Origin of the sequence: Portibacter lacus (assembly GCF_021533215.1) — a bacterium.
GTDB lineage: Bacteria > Bacteroidota > Bacteroidia > Chitinophagales > Saprospiraceae > Portibacter > Portibacter lacus.
The window spans coordinates 65,013-88,703 of the sequence record NZ_JAJNKA010000015.1; the positions used below are offsets into that span (position 1 = coordinate 65,013).

Annotated in this window: 18 protein-coding genes and 1 pseudogene; 18 read left to right on the plus strand and 1 reads right to left on the minus strand. The window is 34.0% G+C overall.

Annotated elements, in window-relative coordinates; genetic code table 11:
* Positions 1-44: 44 nt before the first annotated feature.
* From L2586_RS20660 to L2586_RS20690, 8 genes and pseudogenes are all read left to right on the plus strand, one after another.
* Entirely contained in the window at positions 45-398 is a 354-nt protein-coding gene (locus tag L2586_RS20660; RefSeq protein ID WP_235294856.1) for a type II toxin-antitoxin system RelE/ParE family toxin, read from the plus strand.
* Positions 376-675: a helix-turn-helix domain-containing protein gene (locus tag L2586_RS20665; protein WP_235294857.1), complete on the plus strand. Its 300-nt coding sequence runs from the start codon at positions 376-378 to the stop codon at positions 673-675. Before L2586_RS20660 ends, L2586_RS20665 begins: the two co-directional genes overlap by 23 nt.
* Positions 676-946: 271 nt before the next feature.
* A pseudogene (locus L2586_RS24885) lies at positions 947-1,012 on the plus strand (hypothetical protein); the annotation flags it as partial.
* Between the two features lie 117 nt (positions 1,013-1,129).
* The gene (locus tag L2586_RS20670; RefSeq protein WP_235294858.1) at positions 1,130-1,339 is read left to right on the plus strand and encodes a hypothetical protein; all 210 of its coding nucleotides are present in this window, start codon (positions 1,130-1,132) and stop codon (positions 1,337-1,339) included.
* Between the two features lie 114 nt (positions 1,340-1,453).
* Positions 1,454-5,404, plus strand: coding sequence for an ATP-binding protein (locus L2586_RS20675; RefSeq protein ID WP_235294859.1), 3,951 nt, complete (start codon positions 1,454-1,456; stop codon positions 5,402-5,404).
* A gap of 122 nt (positions 5,405-5,526) precedes the next feature.
* Positions 5,527-5,928, plus strand: coding sequence for a LytR/AlgR family response regulator transcription factor (locus L2586_RS20680; protein ID WP_235294860.1), 402 nt, complete (start codon positions 5,527-5,529; stop codon positions 5,926-5,928).
* A gap of 97 nt (positions 5,929-6,025) precedes the next feature.
* Complete coding sequence (locus L2586_RS20685) at positions 6,026-8,311, plus strand: beta strand repeat-containing protein (RefSeq protein WP_235294861.1); 2,286 nt, start codon at positions 6,026-6,028, stop codon at positions 8,309-8,311.
* Positions 8,312-8,813: 502 nt separating this feature from the next.
* Positions 8,814-9,605 (plus strand): dioxygenase family protein, encoded by a 792-nt coding sequence (locus L2586_RS20690; protein WP_235294862.1) that lies wholly within the window; start codon positions 8,814-8,816, stop codon positions 9,603-9,605.
* 46 nt (positions 9,606-9,651) lie between these two features.
* Here L2586_RS20690 and L2586_RS20695 read toward each other — a convergent pair whose 3' ends face one another.
* Complete coding sequence (locus L2586_RS20695) at positions 9,652-9,957, minus strand: helix-turn-helix domain-containing protein (protein WP_235294863.1); 306 nt, start codon at positions 9,955-9,957, stop codon at positions 9,652-9,654.
* A 166-nt stretch (positions 9,958-10,123) separates the two neighbouring features.
* On the opposite strand from L2586_RS20695, the gene L2586_RS20700 reads away from it, so the two are divergent.
* The 10 genes from L2586_RS20700 (at position 10,124) to L2586_RS20745 (ending at position 23,688) form a co-directional block, all read left to right on the plus strand.
* Positions 10,124-11,986 carry an autotransporter outer membrane beta-barrel domain-containing protein gene (locus L2586_RS20700; RefSeq protein ID WP_235294864.1) on the plus strand — a complete coding sequence of 621 codons (1,863 nt, stop codon included), beginning with the start codon at positions 10,124-10,126 and terminating at the stop codon, positions 11,984-11,986.
* 356 nt (positions 11,987-12,342) lie between these two features.
* On the plus strand, positions 12,343-12,483 hold the full coding sequence (locus L2586_RS20705; protein WP_235294865.1) for a hypothetical protein: 141 nt from the start codon (positions 12,343-12,345) through the stop codon (positions 12,481-12,483).
* A gap of 258 nt (positions 12,484-12,741) precedes the next feature.
* On the plus strand, positions 12,742-13,821 hold the full coding sequence (locus L2586_RS20710; protein ID WP_235294866.1) for a hypothetical protein: 1,080 nt from the start codon (positions 12,742-12,744) through the stop codon (positions 13,819-13,821).
* A gap of 98 nt (positions 13,822-13,919) precedes the next feature.
* Positions 13,920-16,820, plus strand: coding sequence for an EVE domain-containing protein (locus L2586_RS20715; protein WP_235294867.1), 2,901 nt, complete (start codon positions 13,920-13,922; stop codon positions 16,818-16,820).
* A complete protein-coding gene (locus L2586_RS20720; protein ID WP_235294868.1) occupies positions 16,813-18,189 on the plus strand; it encodes an McrC family protein in 1,377 nt (458 codons plus the stop codon). The genes L2586_RS20715 and L2586_RS20720 overlap by 8 nt, the downstream gene beginning before the upstream one ends.
* A 467-nt stretch (positions 18,190-18,656) precedes the next feature.
* The gene (locus L2586_RS20725; protein WP_235294869.1) at positions 18,657-21,215 is read left to right on the plus strand and encodes a GAF domain-containing sensor histidine kinase; all 2,559 of its coding nucleotides are present in this window, start codon (positions 18,657-18,659) and stop codon (positions 21,213-21,215) included.
* Positions 21,208-21,630: a DNA-binding transcriptional response regulator gene (locus L2586_RS20730; RefSeq protein WP_235294870.1), complete on the plus strand. Its 423-nt coding sequence runs from the start codon at positions 21,208-21,210 to the stop codon at positions 21,628-21,630. The genes L2586_RS20725 and L2586_RS20730 overlap by 8 nt, the downstream gene beginning before the upstream one ends.
* A complete protein-coding gene (locus tag L2586_RS20735; RefSeq protein WP_235294871.1) occupies positions 21,627-22,355 on the plus strand; it encodes a hypothetical protein in 729 nt (242 codons plus the stop codon). The genes L2586_RS20730 and L2586_RS20735 overlap by 4 nt, the downstream gene beginning before the upstream one ends.
* Positions 22,356-22,436: 81 nt before the next feature.
* Positions 22,437-23,123, plus strand: a complete 687-nt coding sequence (locus L2586_RS20740) for a hypothetical protein (RefSeq protein ID WP_235294872.1) — start codon at positions 22,437-22,439, stop codon at positions 23,121-23,123.
* A gap of 22 nt (positions 23,124-23,145) precedes the next feature.
* Positions 23,146-23,688, plus strand: a complete 543-nt coding sequence (locus L2586_RS20745) for a methylamine utilization protein MauJ (RefSeq protein WP_235294873.1) — start codon at positions 23,146-23,148, stop codon at positions 23,686-23,688.
* Positions 23,689-23,691: the final 3 nt, after the last annotated feature.

Here is a 23,691-nt window from a genome sequence, read left to right on the forward strand (position 1 = left end):
AAATTACTTTGTGATTGTTATCTATTTAGCTAACTTTGGCTTAAATGGAACAAAAAGTCAGACATGCCAAATTGTACAAAAACTACTTCATGGACTTTTATCAAAAGTTAGATAAAAAGACAAGAGCAAAAGTAGATTGGACAATTAAAGTCATTGAGTATCATGAAATGGTTCCAACAGATTATTTCCAACGAATGGCAAATACAGACGGAATATGGGAAATAAGAGTAAAATTGGGATCAAACATCTACAGAATTTTCTGTTTTTTCGATGAAGATCAACTGATTATATTGGAAAATGGCTTTCAAAAGAAAACACAGAAAACTCCAAGGAATGAAATCAAAAAAGCTGAAAGAATTAAAAAAGAATATTTCAATGAAAAACAATCCAAATATTAAATCATTCGATCAACATATTGATGAACAATATGGAATTAAAGGTACAAAATCTCGTGATGAATTTGAATCAGGGTATGAGGCATTCAAATTAGGCATTACCCTTCAACAGTTAAGGCATGAGGAAGGATTAACGCAGGAGCAATTGGCAAACAAATGCGGAACAACCAAAAGTTATATTTCAAGAATTGAGAATAATGCTTCAGATATAAGACTTTCAACCATAATCAGAATCTTTAAACAAGGATTTGGTAAAGATTTAAGACTAACGATCAACTAATACGCCTAGTAACATGCCGCCATCACATAAGCCTTTCCTCCGTCAGGCCTCTGGATGCATCTAGACCGTTCTGATTCGAGGCATTAATAATAAGCTCTTAGAAGTGGTACATTTCACATTTTAATAGTACAGATTATACTTTAAATTGAAGGCAGAGAACAAAGAGGATGAGCGTATTTCGAATATAAGAAGGGTTTTATACCGAAAGGGAAATTAAATACTTCGGGGTCAAACCGATAGGAATCGAGGGAGCAAAGGTGCAGGAATATGCATTCCGCACGGAATTGATTTAGATAAAAATGGAAATGTATATGTCGCAGACCGCGAAAACAATAGAATTCAAAAATTTGATGCCAAGGGGAATTTTAAGGCTGTTTGGCAGAATGAAATAACGGATCAACTCTATTCCGTCACGATCGATCCTCACAAGAATCATCTCTTCGGAATAGATTACATGATCGTAGAGGACACGATTGTAAAAGGTTCTGACATTTTCCGTTTTGATCTCAATACGAATCTACAACTGCAATTTGGTAGAACAGGATTTTATGATGGTCCCATTTCCGGATACCACGATATTCAGATTGACGATGAAGGAAGTATATACGTTGGCGATATTTTGGGAAATAGTATTCAAAAATTCAGATTAACGGAAGCTGAATAAAATAAAATCGAACCTACAACACCATGTATGATTAATTGCTTTAGCAAGTGCTTATTTGGGAAATTCCTTCGGAATCTGCTCGCGTAAGTATTTGTTTACTAAATTACTTGCTAAATGTTCGATTCGAAATGTTACTGGGCTTTAATGCTACTTTTAGTAGTCCTGCCTGTTATTGTCTTAGGCCAATACCAGCCCACTAAAATCGACATAGAAATGCCTGTGTATGCTGTACTTCCTACTGTAGAAGGTCCAGTTTACTACATTCAGAAAAATGATGATGTCATCTACAACGCATTAGAAAGTTTCGCTAAATTAAAAGTATACGATGGGCATAATTTAATAGATTTAGGGTCTTTAGGCAGATGGGTAGATGTTAATGAAAAGGTGACAATGGATCGTTTACAAGATGGTTCTATATTTATTACTTTCACATACTTTAATCTTGAATATTTATACCACCCGCGTCTTGATAAGCTTGAGGCTTTCACTTCTCCATTAACTTCTGGGAATATATATAGTATCGGAGTAGTGGAAGGGGCTTTTTATTATTCTATTCGCAAAGATGAAGGCTTTCAGATTATCCGTTACAATGAAAACAAACATGAGTTTGTTTGTGATTCTAAATACTTCGTCTCCCAAATTATAAAAGGTGACGACTCATTTCTTTTTCTGGAAGCTGAACTAAATGATGATGATGTATCATATATAAATAAGAGATGGCATGAAGTGGACTTGAATTGTGGAGAGATGAATAGGGTAGTAGGACTGAGAAATCTTGAAATAGAAAATGAAAACATTGACCTAGAAATTACAGAACTTACTCAAGTTAATGGACGATCTACATTCCGTTTTGGTCCAGACTCAACAGCAATTTATGAATGGGATATTAACACAGATTCCATCTCAGCATTAGCATCGGATTTACCAAAAGCTTATCTGCAACGATCCACGGACGTTTCAGGAAATAGTGCGGAATTGTATAAGCACGAAGGAAAAATAAAACTCGATCTCACCCTACTTGATCATGAAAAAATAAGCTATGAAACTAATTTTAACAGTAGCCAAGTGAGATCGTTGAAGTTCGGTAATTCACCAGATCAGCTGTGGGTAGCTAGTAAAGAAGGATTATTTAGACTGGATAGAGAAAATCCCTCGGTTACACGGATTTTAGGTGATGAAAGTTTTCGAAATATAAACATCATTAACAAAGAAGAAGTATTTCTGATCTCCTCTACGGGTAGGAGTTTTGTAAGAGATAGAGACGGAAACACTTTAAGAGAAATAACAGATCGAGGCAACAGTGCGTCTGATAATAGATTTCTCAAGAGGGACCTCAAGGGCAGACTTCTATTCGATGGATCATGGCATGTTTACGCAATACAGAATGATTACAGTTTAGATACTGTTGCCCATCAAGGAGGTAATTACTATGCACAACTGTTAGATAGTGACGATTTATTTATTTCTTCGGCACATGCAGGTAACTTCATTAAATCTTTAAAAATCGAAAGTCATGATACCATCTTTCTTTCAACAGAAATAGACAGAGTTTTGGATTGCACAAACCTGGATGTGCATACGATTGCGATGGCTTCTAATAAAGGCTTTACAGTTTATGATATAAAAGGTGAGCAATTCATCTTTCAAGATACCATAAAAAAGAAAGCTCTTTCTTTGTTAAAGGATGATCAATCCAATATCTACGTTGGTTATGAAGATGGTACTATGCGACATTACAACGCATCACAAGGCAGATTCGAATTAGTAAAAGAATGGTCTATTAACCCTGGATATGGTATTGCCAAGATCTTACCCACGACAGGAAATCGCTTATGGATTTCTACATTTAGTGGGGTCTGCATTTTCAATACGTTTTCAACCGAGTTTTACTTCTTAGATAATGCCCTATTTAGCAATCCGGAATGTAATCGATACTCGTCATTTTATGACAGCGTCTACCAAAAAGTTTACATCGGTACAGTCGAAGGCTTGTATATTTTCGATGAAACAATAAGCAAAGATTCCACACACCGTTCAGAACTTTTCTTCGTTGAAAAGTCTTATCCTGTTCTTGATAGTGATTCAATACGGACTGAATACATACTATGTGAGCAGTCCACAGAAATAGTATTACCAGCTCATAAACGAAATTTTTCATTGAGTTTCTCGACAAAAAGTAGCCCTTATAGAGCAGATATACAGTTTGAACACCGCTTAAATGGAGGTCACTGGCAGGAGAATGGTGCAAATAATGAATTGAGATTTAACTACTTAAAAAGTGGGAAGAATGTTATTGAAATTAGAGCAATAGAGAAGAAGACAGAAAGTAACATCATCTTTGCCACTGTGCAGGTGAACCCATTCTTCTATGAAAGTTGGTGGTTTCGCCTAGGAAGCTTACTCCTTATTTTCGGGGGATCGCTATGGTGGTTTAGACGACTTAGATCACAAAATAAAAGGCTAGAAGCTGCTGTAACAGAAAGAACTGCAGAGTTGAGGAATGAAAGAGAAATCATCAAACAGCAAGCAGACGAACTCGAAAGTTTAGACAAACTTAAAAACCAGTTTTTTGCCAATATTTCTCATGAGCTGAGAACACCATTAACATTACTCATCTCACCCATAGAAGGAATCAGTGAAGGCAGTAATCTCACAGACCAACAAAGAAGTCTGCTTAGGATAATGAAGGACAATGGGAAACTCCTACAAAGTAGAGTATCAGAATTGCTAGAATTGAGCAGGTTAACTTCTAAAAAGGTTGTTTTAAGGAGTCAAAAAATAAACTTGAAACAGCTCATCCATTCATCAACTCAAATTTTCGAACCCTTAGCCGAAAGGAAAAATATTGACTTGATCATTCACACTATAAATCTTTCACATAGTATAATCGGGGATGAAATAAGAATATCGAAGATCATTCAAAATTTAATCATCAATGCTATAAAATTCACCAATGAAGGAGGGAGGATCACTTGTAATTTTAAAGTAGAAGATGAAGTGCTACATATGGAGATCAGTGATTCAGGAATAGGTATTAAAGAAGAAAATCTAGATAAGATATTTAATCGCTTCTACCAAGTGCAATCCATTAACGAATTAGCTAACCCAGGGACTGGTATTGGTTTGTCAATGGTTAAAGAGTACGTAGAACTAATGAATGGTAGCATAAAAGTTAATAGTGAATATCAGCAGGGAAGCAATTTCCTTGTGACCCTTCCCATTGAAATTACCGACTTATCGGAAAAATCTGTAGCCGCTTTAACCATTCCAGCTTTACAACCCTCACTTCATGTATGGGCTAACACGCTGAAACCTAAATTACTTATCGTAGAGGATAATGAAGACTTAAGAAAGTACATCAGGCTTGTTCTAGAAGCGTATTTTATGGTAGAGGAAGCGGAAGATGGCGAAATAGCCTGGAGCCTTTTACAGAAGGATGCAAGTATCGATATCATCCTTTCAGATATTATGATGCCGAAAATGAATGGCATTAGTTTGCTAAACGAAGTTCGTCAAGATGCTACACTCCAGATAAAGCCCTTTGTCTTCCTAACTGCTAAACACAATGAAGCTGATCTAATGTCTGCCTATCGAATGGGAGTGGATGATTATCTGAAAAAACCATTCTCAGAAAAGGAATTAATCTATCGATTGAATGCAGTTTATCAGAACTACAAAGCTAGGGTAGCGTATAAACATGTGGAACAGCAGTTAACTATAGCAAAGGACAGTCCCGAGATCATTGAGTCGGATTTCATCAGGAAATTGAATCAAACCATATTGGAACATATTCAATCCAATGAATTCGGACTTGACCTTTTAGCAGAAAAACTCCAAACAAGTAAAAGAACATTAATCCGAGTAGTAAAAAAAGAAATAGGAATAACCCCAAATAAATACATCATAGAAGTGAAACTTAATAAGGCAAGACAACTTTACGAAACAGGAAAGTGTGAAAACTTGGAAGAAGTGATCGCGCATGTTGGCATTTCTACCCCTTGGTATTTCCGAAAACTATACCTAGAAAGATTTGGAGTTGAGTGGGGTCAATCGATTGATATTTAATTAGTTAGGTGGGTTTGTCACTTTTGTTTATGTTTTTGGCAATATTGTTTACATCCTTTTCTAACGCTGAAGAATACTAGGTATTACATTGCTATCATATCTAAAACCACAATACCTCAAATATGACTGCACTTCCCTTAAACGGTCTGGACGCTCGCATTCTTAAGATGCCAGAAAGGCCTACTCGGACTACAAAAAAAACACCCCCGAAGTTGTTCATTTCCCTTAGAGATAGAACTGTAGGCATTAAGTCTGCAGATATTCTGTTTTGTAAGTCAGATAGTAATTACACGCACTTCATTTTAAAAGATGGCTCTACGGTTCTGGCTTCGAAAAGTTTGAAGTACTTCCAAGAAATTCTCGGAGACAGTCTCTTTATCCGATGCCATGCCTCTTATTTGGTTAATAAAGACCAGATAGAAAGCATAATGAAAAATAACGCTCTTCTGGAAATCGCTGGCCATTTCATTCCAGTTTCAAAGTCAAGGAAGAAAGGTGTCAAGGCTATTTTTCAAAACCTTTGAAGACCTGTATAACCTAAATGAGACCATAGAAGATTAATACCCTGAACGCTATTCAGAGTATTATAAAAATTGACCTCCACTTTCAAAAATAACCAAAATGAATTTTTCAAATTTTTTATTAACCGCCATACTTACAATTTTTTCCTTTATCAATATGAACGCACAAACGTGGGTATGGGAAGGAACCTATAATGTGGATTGGAGTTTCGGTCCCAATTGGGACCTTGGTATTGCGCCGAGTCCAAACGCAGATGTGCAAATATATTCAAATTCAAATGGTATTAACCCCACAGTTATTGGTACTAAAGGATGTAAATCCATAATCATTTTTGATTCAGCGTCGTTATCGATTGCCCCGGGATCATCTCTTTCTACAACTGGCTCAATAGGCGTAAATGGGCAAACCTCGGCATTTTTTAACAGAGGCACATTTATTAATAATGGTGACTTAATCATAGGAACAGCGTCTCCGTCCTCTCCCGGGACCATACCATTCTGGAATGTGGCTGGGTCGGTTAGTAATTCATCGAATGCTACTATTAAGATTAGCAAGGCTGACTTAGTTGGAATAGTTTCACAAGCTACTTTCAGCAATAGTGGTTCGATTATTATCGGAGAAGCAGCTAGTCCTAACATGCAAGTAGGCCTTCAGTTAACGGAAGGAACTTTTACTAATAATTATAATGGAAATATTGAAATCAATCGATCTACATCAACACCTGTATTTATAAGTAATAGCAGTTCTCTGGTTAATTCTGGTGATATCTATATTGGCAATAACCAAGCTTCAGGAAATAATGGATTAGAAATCGGCGCATCAGCTACATTGACTAATGATATAGGAGGTAAAATCGAAATAGATGATGTCTTATTATACGGGATACTAAATACAGGCACCGCAATCAATAAAGCCGAAATCGATATCAAATCAGGCGACTGTGAATTCTCACTGGTGAATACAGGCACATTTACCAATACGGCTGAAGGTGTAATAAATTTTAATATGTCCGCTGACCAAATGAATTTGTTTAATACTGACGGCGGAACTTTTAACAATAACGCTACTTTGAATTTTGGACAATTAGGAAACATTGCTTCTAGGGCTATTCAGAACCAAGCTACCTTTAATAATCAAACAAGTGGAGAGATTAATATTGACAGGACTTCAGAATTTGCCTTGGTTAATATTTTAGACTTTACAAATAATGGCGAAATTAATATGGGTGACCTTGCTGCAATAGGGCAAATGGGTATTAATAATTTGGGGAACTTTAGTAACAGTTCAGGTCATATTAGTATCAATAGAGCAAGTAATAGAGCTATGGAAAATACAGGGACGTTCGATAATGTTACAAGTAGTAGTATCAATATTGGCAGTTCGAACACAAGTGGGAGCTTCGGTATAGTTAATGCGGGAACTTTCTCAAACGGCAGTTCCTTGACTATTAATAGAGTTACATCGTCAGGCATTTCAAATTTAGGTGGAGGTACTTTCACAAATGGATTTCAAGGGAATATCAGGATAGGGAATGTATCGCTAAGTGCTAGCAATGGAATAGAGAATGCAGGAACATTTAGTCAAACTTCCTTCGGATCTTCGATAGAAATCAATGGAACTTCTAATATTGCCTTTTTAACATCCCCGTCGTCTACCACCTCCATAGCCGGTTTATCTGATTTGAAAATTGGAAATACGAGTAACTCTGGTATAGAAGGAATAGTCACTCAAGATGACTTTACAAGTAACGGAAATATAAGTATTAATCGAGTTACAACCACAGGGTTTAGAAGCACTGGTGGTACCACGAATATCGCAGGTGGAAGCTTAAAAGTTGGAGATGTGACAGGGACTGTTGACTATGGAGTTGATGTATCCTCAACCTTCACGGTGGGAACTAACGCAGATATTGAAATTAATCGATTTACGGAAGCAGGTTTGTATAATTCCTCAACTGGGAGTTTAGTGATAAATGGTGACTTGAGGATAGGAAATGGGGTCTCTTCAGGAAGGTATGGAATTCATAACTTGAGCGACATTACGGTGAATGCCACTGGTAACATTGAGATTAATAAAACGATCAATAATGCCATCCGAAATCTCTCTTCTGGTACTTCTTTGACGAATTTTGGAACGATTCACATTGGTAACAATACGGGGACGGGTCAATATGGGATTTATAATACTGGTCTGATTGACAATGAAAGCTCAGGTGAAATATTTATCGATAGAACATCTATAAATGCTATTTATAATGCAAGTTTAATAAGAACTGATGGCGACATCAATATGGGTGCCACTTCCGCTAACACAGGAGTAGATATCTTAAATGAAGCAGGAGGAGTACTTGAAATCCAAAGTGGAAATGTAATTGTACATGAATAGGTATCTCATTCACTCCCTATATGCACTCGTAAAAGTCACACTTGCAGTACACTAGGTGAAAAAGCGCAAAATGGCTCAATCATAAGTTTTTTGTTTATGGAGTCGAAATTTTCTTCTAATGTCTTACTTATGGCGCAACAGCTCTTTTAAGCGCTCCAACGTACATGTTTAATTAGGTCCTGATCAAATTCTACTAGTCTTTTTGAGTTATAACTAGACTGGAAAATTATGCACATTTCCCGAATATTTGTGAGTTAGAAATTAGATTTCATGCCAACACTTTACTGACATAAGTGTATCGGGATGTTTGATGTGCTATACTTAGCTAGTGAATATTGATGATTTTATCAGAATAAATAAGGAAGACGATTTAATTCTATCTTTAATATTACAACCTTCAACATACATTTATAATTTTTTTATATATTTAGAAGTAACGTATTTCAGGTAGAACAAAGCTTCTAACTACTTGGAAATATTAAGACAACAAAAAACTAAACAAATGCCCAATTTATCTAAACGGAAATTCCTATTAGGTATGCTGTCTGCATTCGGTCTTCTTGCTTTAAGTGCTTGGATAGCAAAACGTAAAATCCTAACTTGGATAGTTAGACAAGATAATAAAAGTGAACCCCAAATGACTTTAGCTCCTGGAATAGATGATGAAATTTGTGTTTTATCCTCTCCAATTTCAGAAGGTTCTTATTATTTGAATTCACCCTTGAGAAGTGATATCAGGGAAAATATCAAAGGACAAAACCTAATCCTTAAATTTCAAATTGTTGTCTATCCTAGCTGTAAGCCAATAGAAAATGCAATAGTGGAAATTTGGCAATGTGATGCGCATGGCAATTATAGCGGATATAAAGAAGGAATAGGTCATAATATATGGGAATCTGCTAAGCAATTAGAGTACGGGAAAAAGCAACATATTGAAGCTACTAATGAAACCACATATCTACGTGGTTACCAAAAAACGGACTCAAATGGTATAGTATCGTTTAATACTGTGGTTCCAGGTTGGTATGACCCAAGAGTGCCGCACATTCACTACAAAGTTATTATGAATGACGCAGAACACTTAACCAGTGAATTGTATTTTGATGAAAATTTTTGTAATGAATTATACGCAAATGTTGAACCCTATAATCAATATGGAGTGTCACCTTATGATTTTAGAAATGATAAATCATTATCAAAGGTGGAAGAAGGCACTGGCCTTATATTAAACCCTGAGAAGAAATCTGAAAATACTGTATATGCGACTGCAAAAATTGGAATTAAATTATCTTAATAGCTAATTACATCTAAGGAAAAAGAATGTATAATTAATGCATCAACTAGCAGATAAGCTTGTATATTTTAGGTATTTTAATTGAACGAAAAAATAATATTTTCAAAATGCGATTATCGATCCTTTTAAGCATAATAATATTTTCAACTACAATACTCTTTACACGCTTGTGCTCTAGACCTTCCTCTCCATATACGATTAACTTCTTTCGCCAATAGTAGAATGTTCCTGGATATAAGGCGTACTTCTCTAAAGTAACTTTGACTCCATTTTTCTTTGCCTCAGCGATAATCTGAAGCTTTTCCTTCTTGGTGAATTTCTTCGTCCCCTTTTCTGTGGTTTTCATATTCATAATTACAAAAATTATTTTATAATTACTGTCTGATCATATCGCGGGCTGTTACATTACTTAGAGGAAAATAAATGACTCATGGATTGAAGTATTATTTATTTTTTATACTTTCACTTTAGAATCTTAGTTAGATTTAAGAAAATTGAAACCTAAAAAAATAAGCATAATGCCAAAAACGAAGAGTCATGCCACAAGTGGTGGTTGCCACATACGTGGGAAAATATCTGCATATCTATCTATTGCTTTCTTAATCATAACAGCTTTCACGAATCTTTTATCAGCACAGACAACATATACCAGTGTTGCAAATGGTAACTGGGCCAGTGCTGCTACTTGGGACGGAAATGGTGTGCCTCCAACACCGATACCTCCAGGAGATGTAGTTATAGTAAATAATGTTCTGTCAAGTACAAGTCTAATAACAAATCAAGGTGTAATCAATATTACGCAGGCTGGAAATGGTGGCCTCGACTTGTATTCAGGAGCTATTCTCACTAATTCAGGAACAATTAACGTTAATTCAAATACTTTCGGATCTGCTTTGGGAATTAGTACTGGAGCGACGCTTGAAAACGATGGCTTGATTACTGTAGATGGTGGCACGCAGTTTAGTACACTGAGAATAACTGGAGGAACCTTAAACAATAATTCTGGTGCTACTTTAGACTTGAGTTATGCTTTGGGAACGATTCAAAATGCTGGTGGATTATTTAATAATCTGAATGGTGGACAGGTGAATATTGGTCCAAGTTCACAATTTAATGTTCTCTTTTTTAGCCAAATGATTCCCTTTTTCAACAATAGTGGAATAGTCGAATTAGAAGGTTTTATGTTTTTGGGTAATGAGTTACTTATGAACTCCGTCGGTTCATTCGAAAACTTACCTGGTGGTATAATTAATATAAGAAATGAAACGAATACCACCATGCAACTAGATGATGCAACCTTGAACAACCAAGGGACAATCTACCAGGATGGTGGAGTCCTACGACTTGGTCAAAATGGATCATTAATCAATTCTAATGGTGGAAACTATGTACAAGTAGATGGAAATCTAACTGGTCTTGGAAATATTGATTCCCCTACACTAATGACTTCTTCGCAATTTAGTCCAGGATCGAGTGTTGAAGATTATAATCTGACACTTAATGGGAATTACCAAGGGATGGGCATGATGCAAATATATATCAATAATGCCAATAAAGACATCCCAAAGCTATCAGCTACAGGGACCGCGGATGTAACAGCAGATACATTGGAAATAGCTGGATTTGGTTTTACCCCAAGTTTAGGAATTACTGCAGAATTGTTTACCGCAGCTGGCGGTATAACAGGCCCTTTTTCGTCGGTAGAGTACCATCCTTTTTTTCCATCTCCTGGTGCAGGTCTACAATATGAAATAATCTACGAGCCAACAAGAGCTTATCTTTTAGTTGTTGCTCCTCCCACAGCAATATGCCAGTCTGTGACAGCATCGGTGGATTCTAGTTGTGAAGCAATTGTTTCCGCGGATCAATTCGATGGTGGGTCGACAGACCCAGAAATGGATATGCTATCATTCTCTGCAAGCCCAGCAGGGCCATATGCGGTTGGGACGACCAATATTACACTTACCGTTAGTGATGGTGTTGGAAGTGATCAATGTAATACCTCCGTTACGGTCAATGATGATATTCTGCCCATAGTGACATGTACTTCTCCTATCATATTCTTAGATGAAAACAATATGGCTACAATTACTGCAGCTGATTTAACTTCGAGCATTACTGATGAATGTGGAATTTTGGGAACTACTTTGAGTCAAAGTTCCTTCGATGATAATGACTTAGGACCTCAGATGATAACTGTTACAGCTACCGATAACAATGGGAATATGGGCACATGTGTTGCTTCTGCTACTGTCACATCTATGCCAGCAGGAATACCAACTTTGTCACAGTGGGGCCTTATTATCCTTTCAATTAGTATTCTCATTTTGGGGGTGTTATTTCTTCAACAGAAGTTCTATTTCCATGAGATTAGTTCCTAAATGAGATATAGAATTTTTCAAGAAAACATTTAGTTTTGATTCAAATTGTTTACGATTGAGTCTTGTTATGCTCTCAATAAAACATGACCTACACAAACCGTTCTGATTCGAGGCATTAATATTAAACTCTTAGAAGTGATACATTTTAATAGTACAGATTATACTTTAATTTGAACGCAGATAACAAAGAGGATGACCTTATTTCGAATACAAGATGGGTTTTATACCGAAAGGGAAATTAAATACTTCGGGGTCAAACCGCAGGAATATTATTAACATTCTTCTACTTTTGAGTGGTCAAACCTCACGAATCGGAGTGGTCAAACCGTCGTTTAGATCTCAATACGAATCTACAGATGCAATTCAATAGAACAGGATTTTATGATGGTCCCATTTCCAGATACCACGATATTCAGATGGTCGATGAAGGTAGTATATACGATGGCGATATTTTAAGCAACCAACTCCAGAAATTCAAGTTAAATAAAGGCGAATAAGCGATGACTTCCCAGATTTCAGAGAAGGATATGGATGGATATGGAGAATGGGGATGACGGAATATCGATATCAGGAAGCGTTTCATAACGAAAGAATAGGGTAGAGGTATAGGTCAATGTGGGAGTGACTTTTGGATGTTGATTTGTGGTTAACGAGGAATAAAGTTAACGTCAATCTTTTCAAATAATTATATTTTGTTATATTCAAAAATCACACAAAATCAAACTTAAATTTTGACGTCAGTCAGTATCTAAAAAATGGAAGCAAAGAAGCATTTAAGAAAACCGGAGAATTGGGAAGATTTTGAGAGTTTGTGCAAGAAACTTTGGGGAGAAATATGGGATTGCAAAGAAATCAAAAAGAATGGCAGAAAAGGTCAATCTCAAAATGGAGTTGATGTTTACGGTATTCCAAAAGGGGAAAAATCCTATTACGGTATTCAATGCAAAGGTAAAGATGAATATTCTCATAAACTACTTACGAAAAGTGAAATTGATAAAGAGATCGATTTAGCAAAATCGTTTAAACCAGCATTAACTAAATTCTATTTTGCTACGACCGCAAATAAAGATTCTAAAATTGAAGAATATATTCGAATTAGAGATTTTGAGAACAGGCTACAAAATTTATTTGAGGTACATTTATTCTCATGGGAAGACATTGTAGATTTAATTGACGAAAATAAACAAACTCATGATTGGTATTTAAATTTAAACAAGTTTAATACAAAATCCAATGCTGAAATTTGTTTTGAAAATGACCAAAATGAACTTGTTAAATCTATTCCATTTTATGAACAATACACACACTATCAATTAGGATCGAAACCAACAAATATATTTGATTACACATCATTCAAATCACCCATAATAAGAAACCCGCTTATTAGAGGTAAAAATAAAAGTTATTGTAGATTTAGATTGAAAATTAAAAATACAGGAAGTGCACCAATTGAGAATCCCAAAATCATTATAAATGCTAAAGGAGAATATACGGAAATCGGAGATGAATATGTAGATGCTATAATAAAGCCTGCTAATGCTAAAACTGATGTAGAAGTCAATTCTTTACAAGGAAGTTTATTTATTTGTCCTCATAGAAATACTCTTGCTCCTGGAGAAGAATATTTAAGCAACACAATTTGTATTAAACCAGATTTTAAAGGCGCCAACATTGAATTAATATGGAAATTGGTGTCGAATAAATATAATAAAGAAGGATTACTAAAGATTAATATCAATACTTACTTAGTTGAAAAGGAAATAAATGAATATGTTGATTTTAAGCAAGATGAAAGAATAGAAAAGAAAATAGTAGATTACATAGATGATAATTGATAAATAAGAAAGCAAATAACACACCGAGATAACTAAACCGTCTGGTGGTCGGTCTCAGGGTTTAGCTATCACATTTACTCCAAAAAGAAAAACAATTAATGAAAGACAAAATATTTTCTTGGGTTGAAACCCATAAAAAACTCACCCAATTTATCAGTACTAAGGAGAATGCCCAACAAGATCTTATTGACCTGCTTAAATCTGTTGGTATAGGTCCATTCAATGACAAGGCTGGTCCCGGTGAGCATAACATTGACCTTGATGAAATAGATCCTTTTACTTTCTTTTGTTACATCTATAAATATGGAACTAAGAAAAGATTAAAATACCTTCAGGAGATTGCGGCAAAACTAAATATTGAACAACCTTTAGGAGAGAGTGGTATTCCATCGGCTCAAGCACAAAAAGTTTGGTTGTTCTCATACAAATATGATAGAAATAACAATGAGATTAGCCGTTTATGGAGCCTATTCAATAAAGAACTAAAGGATCAAATAACCGACCAAGACTTCGAGGATGCTTTACAAATTAGAAGTACTGGAAAGACAAAACTAACAGAAGCACTATTTTATGTTAATCCAGAGAAGTATCTACCTATAAATGGACCTACAAAACCATACTTAAAGGAATACCTACAAATTGACCCAAAATTTAACTCATACACTGAATACTTAGATATTTTAGCTAAGGTAAAAGACAAAATTGACATCCCATTTTATGAGCTTTCTTATGAAGCTTTGAAATGGAATAATGAAAGAAAAAAAGTTAATTACTGGATTTTTCAAGGTAACCCAAATGTATTTGATTTTGAAACTGCATTGCGAGATGAAATTCTTAGTGATTGGACTGTTAGCGCCCATAAAGGGAAAATTAAAACCGGTGACAAAGTTATAATATGGATTACTGGCGAACAGTCCGGATGTTATGGATTTGCTGAAGTCGTTTCAGAACCTTATGAAAAAACATCATCCGCAGATGATCACTCATGGAAAGTCGAAGATAAAAGTGCTCTTAAGGCTGACATAAAAATCACTCACAACATAGTAGACTCTCCCATTCTTAAATCAATAGTGGATTCCCGAGAAGAATTAAAAGATTTAAAAGTCGGTAATCAGGGTACAAATTTTTCAGCAACTGAGGATGAATTTGAATCCTTGCTTGGTCTTGCAATTCATAAAACAAAAAAACAATATTGGCTTTATGCACCTGGTGAAAATGCCCGTAACTGGGAGGAATTCTATGAAAATGGAATTATAGGTCTAGGATGGGATGGAATTGGGGATTTAAAACAATACGATACTCGTGATGAAATAAAGAAGGCCTTAGTCAATGCTTATGGGGGAAAAGGCTCAAAGAAAAATGCTGTTTTAGCCAATGATGATTTTTTAAATAAAATCAAAATTGGAGATGTAATCATTGCCAAGAAAGGAAGAAGTGAATTACTTGGCTATGGGGTCGTTGCTTCTAATTATAAATATGACAAGAATCGAACTGAGTATCAAAAGGTAAGGCTAGTTGACTGGAAACAAAAAGGAAATTGGAAACTTGATTTTAGGCTTGTACTAAAGACATTAACTGATATAACCAAATATCCCTCTGAGCTTAAGGAATACTCAACATATTACGAACAACTCCTAGGGATAATGGAGCTAAATAATGATCTTGAAAAGATTGATCCCATGAACTTTCCGCTAAACACAATCCTTTATGGTCCTCCAGGTACTGGAAAAACATATCATACCATTTTAAGAGCTGCCGAGATTATTGAAAATCGAAAGATTGAATCTTATGATGAAGCTCTTGAAATTTTCAAAACCAACCTTCACGATCAAATTGAATTCATCACTTTTCATCAGAATTATAGCTATGAAGATTTCATTCAGGGCCTAAGACCTGAAACAGACAACAAATCTTCTCTTGTCTTTGATAAAAAAGATGGTGTCTTTCTTAAAATAGCAACGGACGCCCTTTTTGAATATTACAAAAAATCTAAGTCCAAAGAAGAGTCTATAAGTAACAGTGAAATTGACTTAAATGAAGCTTATCTGGATTTCATTGAAAACCTAAAAAGTAGTGATAAAAAAGATTTCAAAACAAGTTCAGGTTCAACCATTCATATTAGTGGGTATACCAAAAATGACAACATTGAATTCAAACATAGCAACAGCGCACGAAATTACATAGTTTCTACCAATAGACTTTTAAAACTGTACAATGTCTACTCTGATATAGAAAGCATTAAAAACGTACATAATGATATTAGGGAGGCGATTGGCGGTTGTAATACAACGGTATATTGGGTTGCACTGAATGAATTCATTTCTTTTATTAAATCCACAAGTAATAAGTCAAATATTGATGAACCAGATAATGAAAAATACGATGAAATAGGATACGAATCAAAGAAGAAATTACTAACAACTATTGACTTAGATACTTTACGGAAAGTAAACTCTAACGAAGTCAAAAAATACGTCATTATCATTGACGAAATAAACCGTGCAAACATTTCAAGAGTTTTTGGAGAGCTAATAACCCTAATTGAGCCTGACAAACGTTCGCATGGTACAATTCCATTGGAAGCAAGATTGCCTTCTGGCGACCCATTTATTGTCCCTTCTAACTTGTTCATCATAGGAACGATGAACACTGCCGATAAATCAATTGCACTATTAGATATCGCTCTTAGGAGAAGATTTGAGTTTGAGTCCATGTATCCAAAATATGAAATCGAAGGTCAAGAAATCTATGATGTAAATATTCTAAAAAAGATCAACAAGGAAATAATTAAATCCAAAGGTCACGATTTTCAAATCGGTCATGCTTATTTCATGGGAGAAAATAAGGATTTGGTTCACCGAATGAATAAAAAGGTAATTCCTCTTCTCCTTGAATATTATATGAATGATGAAAAAGAAGTGAAAAAAATTCTGCACACAGCAGGCCTGACAATTGAAGAAGATTCATGGCCACTAAGAATCACTGGCACCAATGATTAATCTATTTGAATTTGAAAATAAGGCAGATATTCCAGCTTCAATTGATGGATTGGAGGGATTTCTCGATGAGATATGGAACAGTCGTGAAAAGAATTCATTTTATACAGAGAATGGAAATGACAAAATAGAATCTCAAAGATTTCTTCAATTCATTCATAAGACCAACGAATTAAAATCAAACAAGTATGTTGGTGTAATTCATTATGAAGGACATAAAATAAACTTGTTACCAAAGATATTTTTCGATTCTGAAAAGGAATATTCAACATCCGAAGTAAATCAAATTCAAAACCACATACTTTGGTGGTTGAGCTATTGTCGTAAAATTAAATTTCCCAATTACCAGGCTTCATTGGGCAGTGCAAAAAGTGATTTTTTTGAAGTGTTGATTTATCTCTTCTCTAAGTATACTCGTGAACTATTAAGCTCTTCCATCTACCAGCAGTATGAAGAAGTAAATCGAGAATTATCCTTTATAAAAGGGAGGTTAAACACTTCAGCATACATCAATGAAAACTTAAGCAAAGGTAAGTGGCACAAACTCAATTGTACATATGATGCTTTCGTTTTTGACAATGAATTCAATCGCATCATAAAGTATGTTACAACGCTGCTTTTTGAGGTCACCTCGAGTCAGGATAACAAAAAGAACTTAAGAGAAATCCTTTTTATTTTGGATGAAGTATCAGACGAAACGGCTACTGCTAAACAATGTGCTAGCATCTCATTCAACCCCATGTTTGGTGAGTTTGAAACGGTCCGTGATTATTGTCATTTGTTTCTCACGAACTGTATTTCATTTGATTATAAAAACGACTTAAAACTCTTCGCGTTTTTGCTGCCAATGGAGTACGTTTTCGAGGACTTTATTTTTGGATTCATTGATAAAGAATTAGAACTTGTAAAGGCCAAATCCCAAAGGAGTGACACTTATTTGGATGAGGAAGAATCATTTAAACTTAAGCCTGACTTGTGGTTAGAAATAAATGATAGATCTCTGATTGCAGATGCTAAATACAAGATTATCTATTCATATGAGAAAGACCCGAAAAAAGGAATCTCTCAGAGTGACTTATACCAAATGCTTGCTTATGCTGTAAGGTTTAAAGTGGATGAAATTATCTTATTCTACCCTAACACACTTAAACAAGGTCAAGAAGAAGAAACAGAACTGACGATTAAAGATGCTTTAGCAGATGGTAAAGAAATAACCATCAGAGCATTTCAGTTACCGATTATTAAAAGAGATTTACTCGAAACAGATTTGCTTACGAAAACTGATCTAAGTGAAATATTTGAATCAACAAGGCAAGAATTAATAAATAAAATAGAAAAAATATTGCTGCCACGAGTTAATGTGAAATCATAAATTCTTGCGGGTTGGAACAACTCTGTTCATGAAAGTTTAGAATTAATTAAGAAGATGATATATGAAAAAAGGAAGCGTTTTTTATCGGAAGAATTGGGTAGCGGTGTAGTAGGTCAATGTGGGAGTGTCTTTAGCATGTTAATCTGTGATTGTCGAGGAATTACTGTAGATGCACTAATTTTTAATTTATAAAATCATAAAGTTTTATTTTATAGATTAGAGTTTTGTAAGTAATTATAGAATAGTAGACTATTCGGTCAATAAATATACTAGAATTGAGAAATTTGGAATAGTGTATATATCTTAGTGAGGATATAAGAGAGTTATAGGGAATTTAAATTTTTATCAACCTAATAAACTGCAACATTGTAACTTTCTCAATTATATTTCAGATCGAACATAATTCATTTGACATAATTATAGATTTTAAATATTATTTATATATTTTAATAAAAAAAAAGGAATTGTTGAAAATATTAACAACAAACAATTATCAAAAACTATTGAATCAAATTGCAAATTTGAAGAATAGCAATGATCAGGGCTTAAACTCAATAGATAAATTATCAACAACAATATCTGAACTTGAAGTTATAAGTTCCGAGTACCATTTAATAAAATTGTTCTATGAAACAGTAAAAAAACTAGAAAAACAGAATTCAGATTTCTCTGTGTTATCACTTGGCATCGCAAAGTTCTTTCGGAACAAACTAGATTGTCAAGGAATAATTGTCGGATATAAGAAAGATGACATTTTAACTGATTCGGGTGTTAGTCTATCTAAGGAATTAGGAAAGACAAAACAATATTTAAAAAAGTTTCTTGAAATCCATGAAGACGAAAGTTTTGTAAACTCTTTCTTTAAATCAGATGAAGATCACTTCTTGTGGTCGAGTGATGAGTTTAATGTAATCAATGAAAAATTTTGGTCAGATAATTACTCACAGGTTATTATTGCTGATAATCTCAAGCGTAGAATAGAGGATTATATTAATTACACCAATGAAATAAAAAATATACTAATCATTCCAATTAGAGAGGGAAAAGAAGAAGACATGATAGGTTATGTAATTCTTTTCAATTTTCCTTTTGACAAATTAAAATCAATTTATCGAATATTTAATACCTTATCTAGTTTTCTAAATTTACTATATAAAATCAACTTACGTTTCAAGCAATCTTATGTCGACTATGAATTTCTATCGAATTTAAGTTCTAAATACTTTGAATCAAGCTTGCAAGTCATCTTTGAACAGATGGCTAGAATCATACCTATATCATACGCAAGTTTTTGGATTCCGACAATTGAGGAGAATGATGATTGTTTTGTATTAAAAAGCACCTATTCATCTTTACTAGACAAAGAGAAAGTTGAACGTTTAAAAAGCTCAAACTTATATAAAAGTAAGGCAACTGTATTACGTGAAATATGTGATTTCGATAATTTCATGACAAACTACGATGAAAACTACATATACTTAGAAAATCAAGATGAAACCTCTTCTGGCTTCACTTATTTTGATGATATTGGGTCTAATTCGCTATTAATATATCCTATATACAAATATTTCAATGAAGATCGTCATGAAGAAAAAGTTTCTACATTAGGTGCTTTTATATTTTATATAAGAAAAACAAGCCAAGTTTCTCTACACCAAAAAAATCGTATCAGTAAACTATTTGAAAAAATATCTTTCAATATTGAACATAATCTCTATGATATGAGATATCACCAAATCGAAACTTTGGTGAAAGAATTTTCCGAACTAGATTCATTCAAAATAACAGATGATTTTGATATAATCTGTGATAAAATTCGAAAAACAATAAGATCTGAACATGTAAGTATTTTTTTTGCAAATCCAAGAAACGAGCTTTATTTGGGTGCATCTACATCCGAAAGATTTAGAAATGTAGATAGAGTAACAAAACAAATTGTTTCGTACCACAATGTTGCTGAATTTAAAAACAATCCAAATAAACCAATTTATATAAATGATGATAGTTTGACTTATAGAAGCTATAAAGCCAATAATGCGGTTGTTTGCCATGAGGTTCATTCTCAAAGTGTAGTTTCAAATACCACATTTTGTGAAGCTACCACGAGTCATCATGAATCACTAATGATAATTCCATTGCGAATAGAGAATGATGTTATTGGAGTACTACGAATTGTCAACAAAATTCATGGAAAAGATTCAATTCTCCATACATTTACAGCAAATGATGTATACATAGGCACTTTATCTGCAAAGTTGGCTGTTAGTTATATTATAAAATCGCAATATTTATTAAAACAAAAATTATTTATTGATTCGCTCGCACATGAAAACAGAACACCAATTCAAATTATTGAGTTGGCAATATTTAATATTCAATGTATAATGGATTCTGGCCAAATACCACAAAGACTGCAAGCCGACTTGAATACAAATTTTAAAAATGTCGTTTCATATACCTCTCTACTATCTAACAATTTTAAAAACCTGAACTCAATTATCAATTTTGAGAAAGACTCTAAAAATTCTTATTCTTACGAGTGTATAGATTTAAAATCTAAAATTGAAGATGTAATTGAATTAATGCGGCCAATCGTAAATCAAAGAGAAAATAAACAGATATCTTTTAAACTTGTTATTAATAAAATGCCAACATTTTATCTTGATGAAGATAAAATGACTCAGGTCATTTATAATATTATATCTAATGCAATTCGTTATTCATACAACTCTACAACAGTTGAGGTCTATTACAAAGAACTAAAGAAAGGTGGGTTGGAATTCTCCGAGATAAAATTTGAAAATTATGGTCATGGAATCGAAGAGTTTGAGCGGGATTTGGTATTTAGGGACTATTACAGATCTGAGAATGCTAAAAAAGAGGTGCCAGAGGGTACAGGAATTGGATTGCCTGTCACAAAGAAAATTTTATCTGACATGGGATGTAGTATTGAAATATCTAAACTAAACAATCCAACTATATTTTCTATTTTTATTCCATTAACAAAAAAGTGTAAAAATGACTAAACGAATTCTTCTATTTGACGAGGCCTATACATTAGGAGTAGGTTTAAAACAAGCCTTTACTTATACTTTACCTGAAGTTGAATTTGATATTGCAACGACCTACAAGGAAGCATATGAGAAAGTCATATTTAATAAATATGATTTAATTATGATAGATTTAATGATTCCAATATATGATGAAGACAAACTTGTAAACCCTGAACTGGACGATGTCTATAGTACTGGATTGCACTTTTATAGGCACCTAAAAAAGTTGTTTAAAGATAATACGATCTCTCAAATGCCTTCAATTTTTATATATTCTGCGAAAGAGAGCATAGATTCAACTCAGTTTGACAATAATGTTATCTTAAGAAAACCACAGCGTCCAATAAAAATAATAAATAAAGTAAAAAGAACTCTTGAACTAGTATGATTTTTAGAATCGCACTTATTTTCTTTCTAAGCTTAATTTTAAAAGCAGAGGCAAAAGGTAATAAACAGACATATGAGAGTGCCGAAGCACTTGCAAATTTTGATTCAATTATTGATGTAAAAATTATAGAGCTAAACAATTCTATTGATACCAAAATTACTCAGCTTAAAGAAGCTAAAATCGATCTATTAAATACAGAAAATTTATATTTTAAAGAAAAAGCTACATGGCATCTAACGGTTTTGGCAATTCTATTTGCAATCTTACCGATTTCAATTGGATTTATTGAATTCTTCAAGCATCGACTGGCAAAAAAGTATAGGGAATTGCAGGAAAAACTATCACAACTAGAAAGTAAAACGTCTCCTTTAAACAGAATGATGGAGTATAATTCGTTATATATTATACATGCGATTAAACCCATTATTGAAGAATTGATAGATAAGGTGGGAACTAGCTACACCTCTGATATTGAGAAGGAAAATGATTTGGATAGGGTGTATCAAATATTCTTTGATAATGAAAAGTGTGTTAATCTCTTTAGCACCGATTTAGTAGAAGTAAATTCTTCAAAACAGTATTTGAAAAATAATGGAAATGCTGACACCGTAATTCTACTGGAAATTTTTAAGGACCGCAGTAAAGATACAAGTGTATTAAAAGATATAGATGACATTTTGGGTGTAATTCGACGTCGAGTTAAGAATATGACTACGAATTCATAAAATCCCTATAGCATGTTGCGATCACATAAGCCATCCTTCGTCAGGCCTCTGGATGCAACCATCACGTTACCTGATATTAAAATGAAACAAATTAAAAAATTTAGCGATTCCAGATTAGATGACTTCTGTATTTATTGTGGAGCAAAATCAGAAACGAGAGACCATGTCCCATCGAAAATAATTATGGACGAACCATTTCCAAAGAACTTACCAGTAGTACCTGCATGCGATGTCTGCAATCAAAATTTCTCTCAAGATGAAGAATATTTCTCTTGTTTAATTGAATGTATTTTGAGTGGCACAACCGAGCCAGAAAAACTAGGACGAACTAAGATTAGAGATATACTCAAAAAAAAGCCTTTTCTAAGAGCAAGAATAGAAAAAGCGAAACTTAATAATAAAGGACAAATATCTTTTCAACTAGAAGAAGAAAGAGTGACGAATGTTATTCTAAAACTAGCACGAGGGCATGCAACTTACGAAAATAGTGAACCAGAATTTAATGATCCAGCTTCAATCTCGATCAAACCGATAATGACAATGAGCGAAGCGGAAAAAGCTAAATATTTTTCTTTAGCTGCTGGATTATTTGCTGAAATCGGCAGTAGAGCTTTTCAAAGAATCGTCAGTGGAGGTGAAATTGTAAACAATAGTTGGGTCGTGGTTCAAAAAGATAAATATCAGTACAAAATAGTTCATGGAAAATCTGGTCTATCGGTAAAGTTTATAATTTGGAATTATCTTGCATGTGAAGTAGTATGGAATTAATAAACACTTAAAGAGCTAAAATATGCCTAGTTGGAATGTTGATTTGGAAGTTTTTGGACCTACAACGATCAAAAGAGTATTCAATTTTAAACAAAGGAAGGAATTGGATTATCATGATAGATTATATAGCAACATTGAGATTAATAACAATGGCAGACATGGAGTGAAAATAACGGCAGCAGCCTTTTCAAATGAATTAATTTATGCAAAAAAAGGTGCTTTGTACTTTGTGGGGCAAGCAATTGATACATTAAGTTTTTCAATAAATCTTCCAGTTTATATAAGCTATACTGAAAATAGGATTAATACTCCAAAAACTGAGGAGGTCAGAAGAATAATAGAAGATGAAGAATGGATACAAGTTTTCAAAGATGCAAGATTATATAATTTAACAGAACCAACTTTCTTAAGAGCCTTAGGGTGGTATAGAAAAGGATTATGTTCGGATGATCCGTTTGATAAATTTTTAGCATTTTGGAATTCCATAGAAACAATTACAAATAAATATAACCCCAATAAAGTTAGCTGTGTTGATCGTGGTTCAAAATGTCATATGTGGGAATGATTT

What these genes read in the sequence shown, in the direction of transcription:
- L2586_RS20665 (WP_235294857.1), top strand. Translation starts at nt 376, where the DNA reads ATGAAAAACAATCCAAATATTAAATCATTCGATCAACATATTGATGAA.
- L2586_RS20685 (WP_235294861.1), top strand. Translation starts at nt 6,026, where the DNA reads ATGAATTTTTCAAATTTTTTATTAACCGCCATACTTACAATTTTTTCC.
- L2586_RS20710 (WP_235294866.1), top strand. Translation starts at nt 12,742, where the DNA reads ATGGAAGCAAAGAAGCATTTAAGAAAACCGGAGAATTGGGAAGATTTT.
- L2586_RS20735 (WP_235294871.1), top strand. Translation starts at nt 21,627, where the DNA reads ATGATTTTTAGAATCGCACTTATTTTCTTTCTAAGCTTAATTTTAAAA.
- L2586_RS20720 (WP_235294868.1), top strand. Translation starts at nt 16,813, where the DNA reads ATGATTAATCTATTTGAATTTGAAAATAAGGCAGATATTCCAGCTTCA.
- L2586_RS20675 (WP_235294859.1), top strand. Translation starts at nt 1,454, where the DNA reads ATGTTCGATTCGAAATGTTACTGGGCTTTAATGCTACTTTTAGTAGTC.
- L2586_RS20690 (WP_235294862.1), top strand. Translation starts at nt 8,814, where the DNA reads ATGCCCAATTTATCTAAACGGAAATTCCTATTAGGTATGCTGTCTGCA.
- L2586_RS20745 (WP_235294873.1), top strand. Translation starts at nt 23,146, where the DNA reads ATGCCTAGTTGGAATGTTGATTTGGAAGTTTTTGGACCTACAACGATC.
- L2586_RS20730 (WP_235294870.1), top strand. Translation starts at nt 21,208, where the DNA reads ATGACTAAACGAATTCTTCTATTTGACGAGGCCTATACATTAGGAGTA.
- L2586_RS20700 (WP_235294864.1), top strand. Translation starts at nt 10,124, where the DNA reads ATGCCAAAAACGAAGAGTCATGCCACAAGTGGTGGTTGCCACATACGT.
- L2586_RS20680 (WP_235294860.1), top strand. Translation starts at nt 5,527, where the DNA reads ATGACTGCACTTCCCTTAAACGGTCTGGACGCTCGCATTCTTAAGATG.
- L2586_RS20715 (WP_235294867.1), top strand. Translation starts at nt 13,920, where the DNA reads ATGAAAGACAAAATATTTTCTTGGGTTGAAACCCATAAAAAACTCACC.
- L2586_RS20660 (WP_235294856.1), top strand. Translation starts at nt 45, where the DNA reads ATGGAACAAAAAGTCAGACATGCCAAATTGTACAAAAACTACTTCATG.
- L2586_RS20670 (WP_235294858.1), top strand. Translation starts at nt 1,130, where the DNA reads ATGATCGTAGAGGACACGATTGTAAAAGGTTCTGACATTTTCCGTTTT.
- L2586_RS20705 (WP_235294865.1), top strand. Translation starts at nt 12,343, where the DNA reads ATGCAATTCAATAGAACAGGATTTTATGATGGTCCCATTTCCAGATAC.
- L2586_RS20740 (WP_235294872.1), top strand. Translation starts at nt 22,437, where the DNA reads ATGAAACAAATTAAAAAATTTAGCGATTCCAGATTAGATGACTTCTGT.
- L2586_RS20695 (WP_235294863.1), bottom strand. Translation starts at nt 9,957, where the DNA reads ATGAATATGAAAACCACAGAAAAGGGGACGAAGAAATTCACCAAGAAG.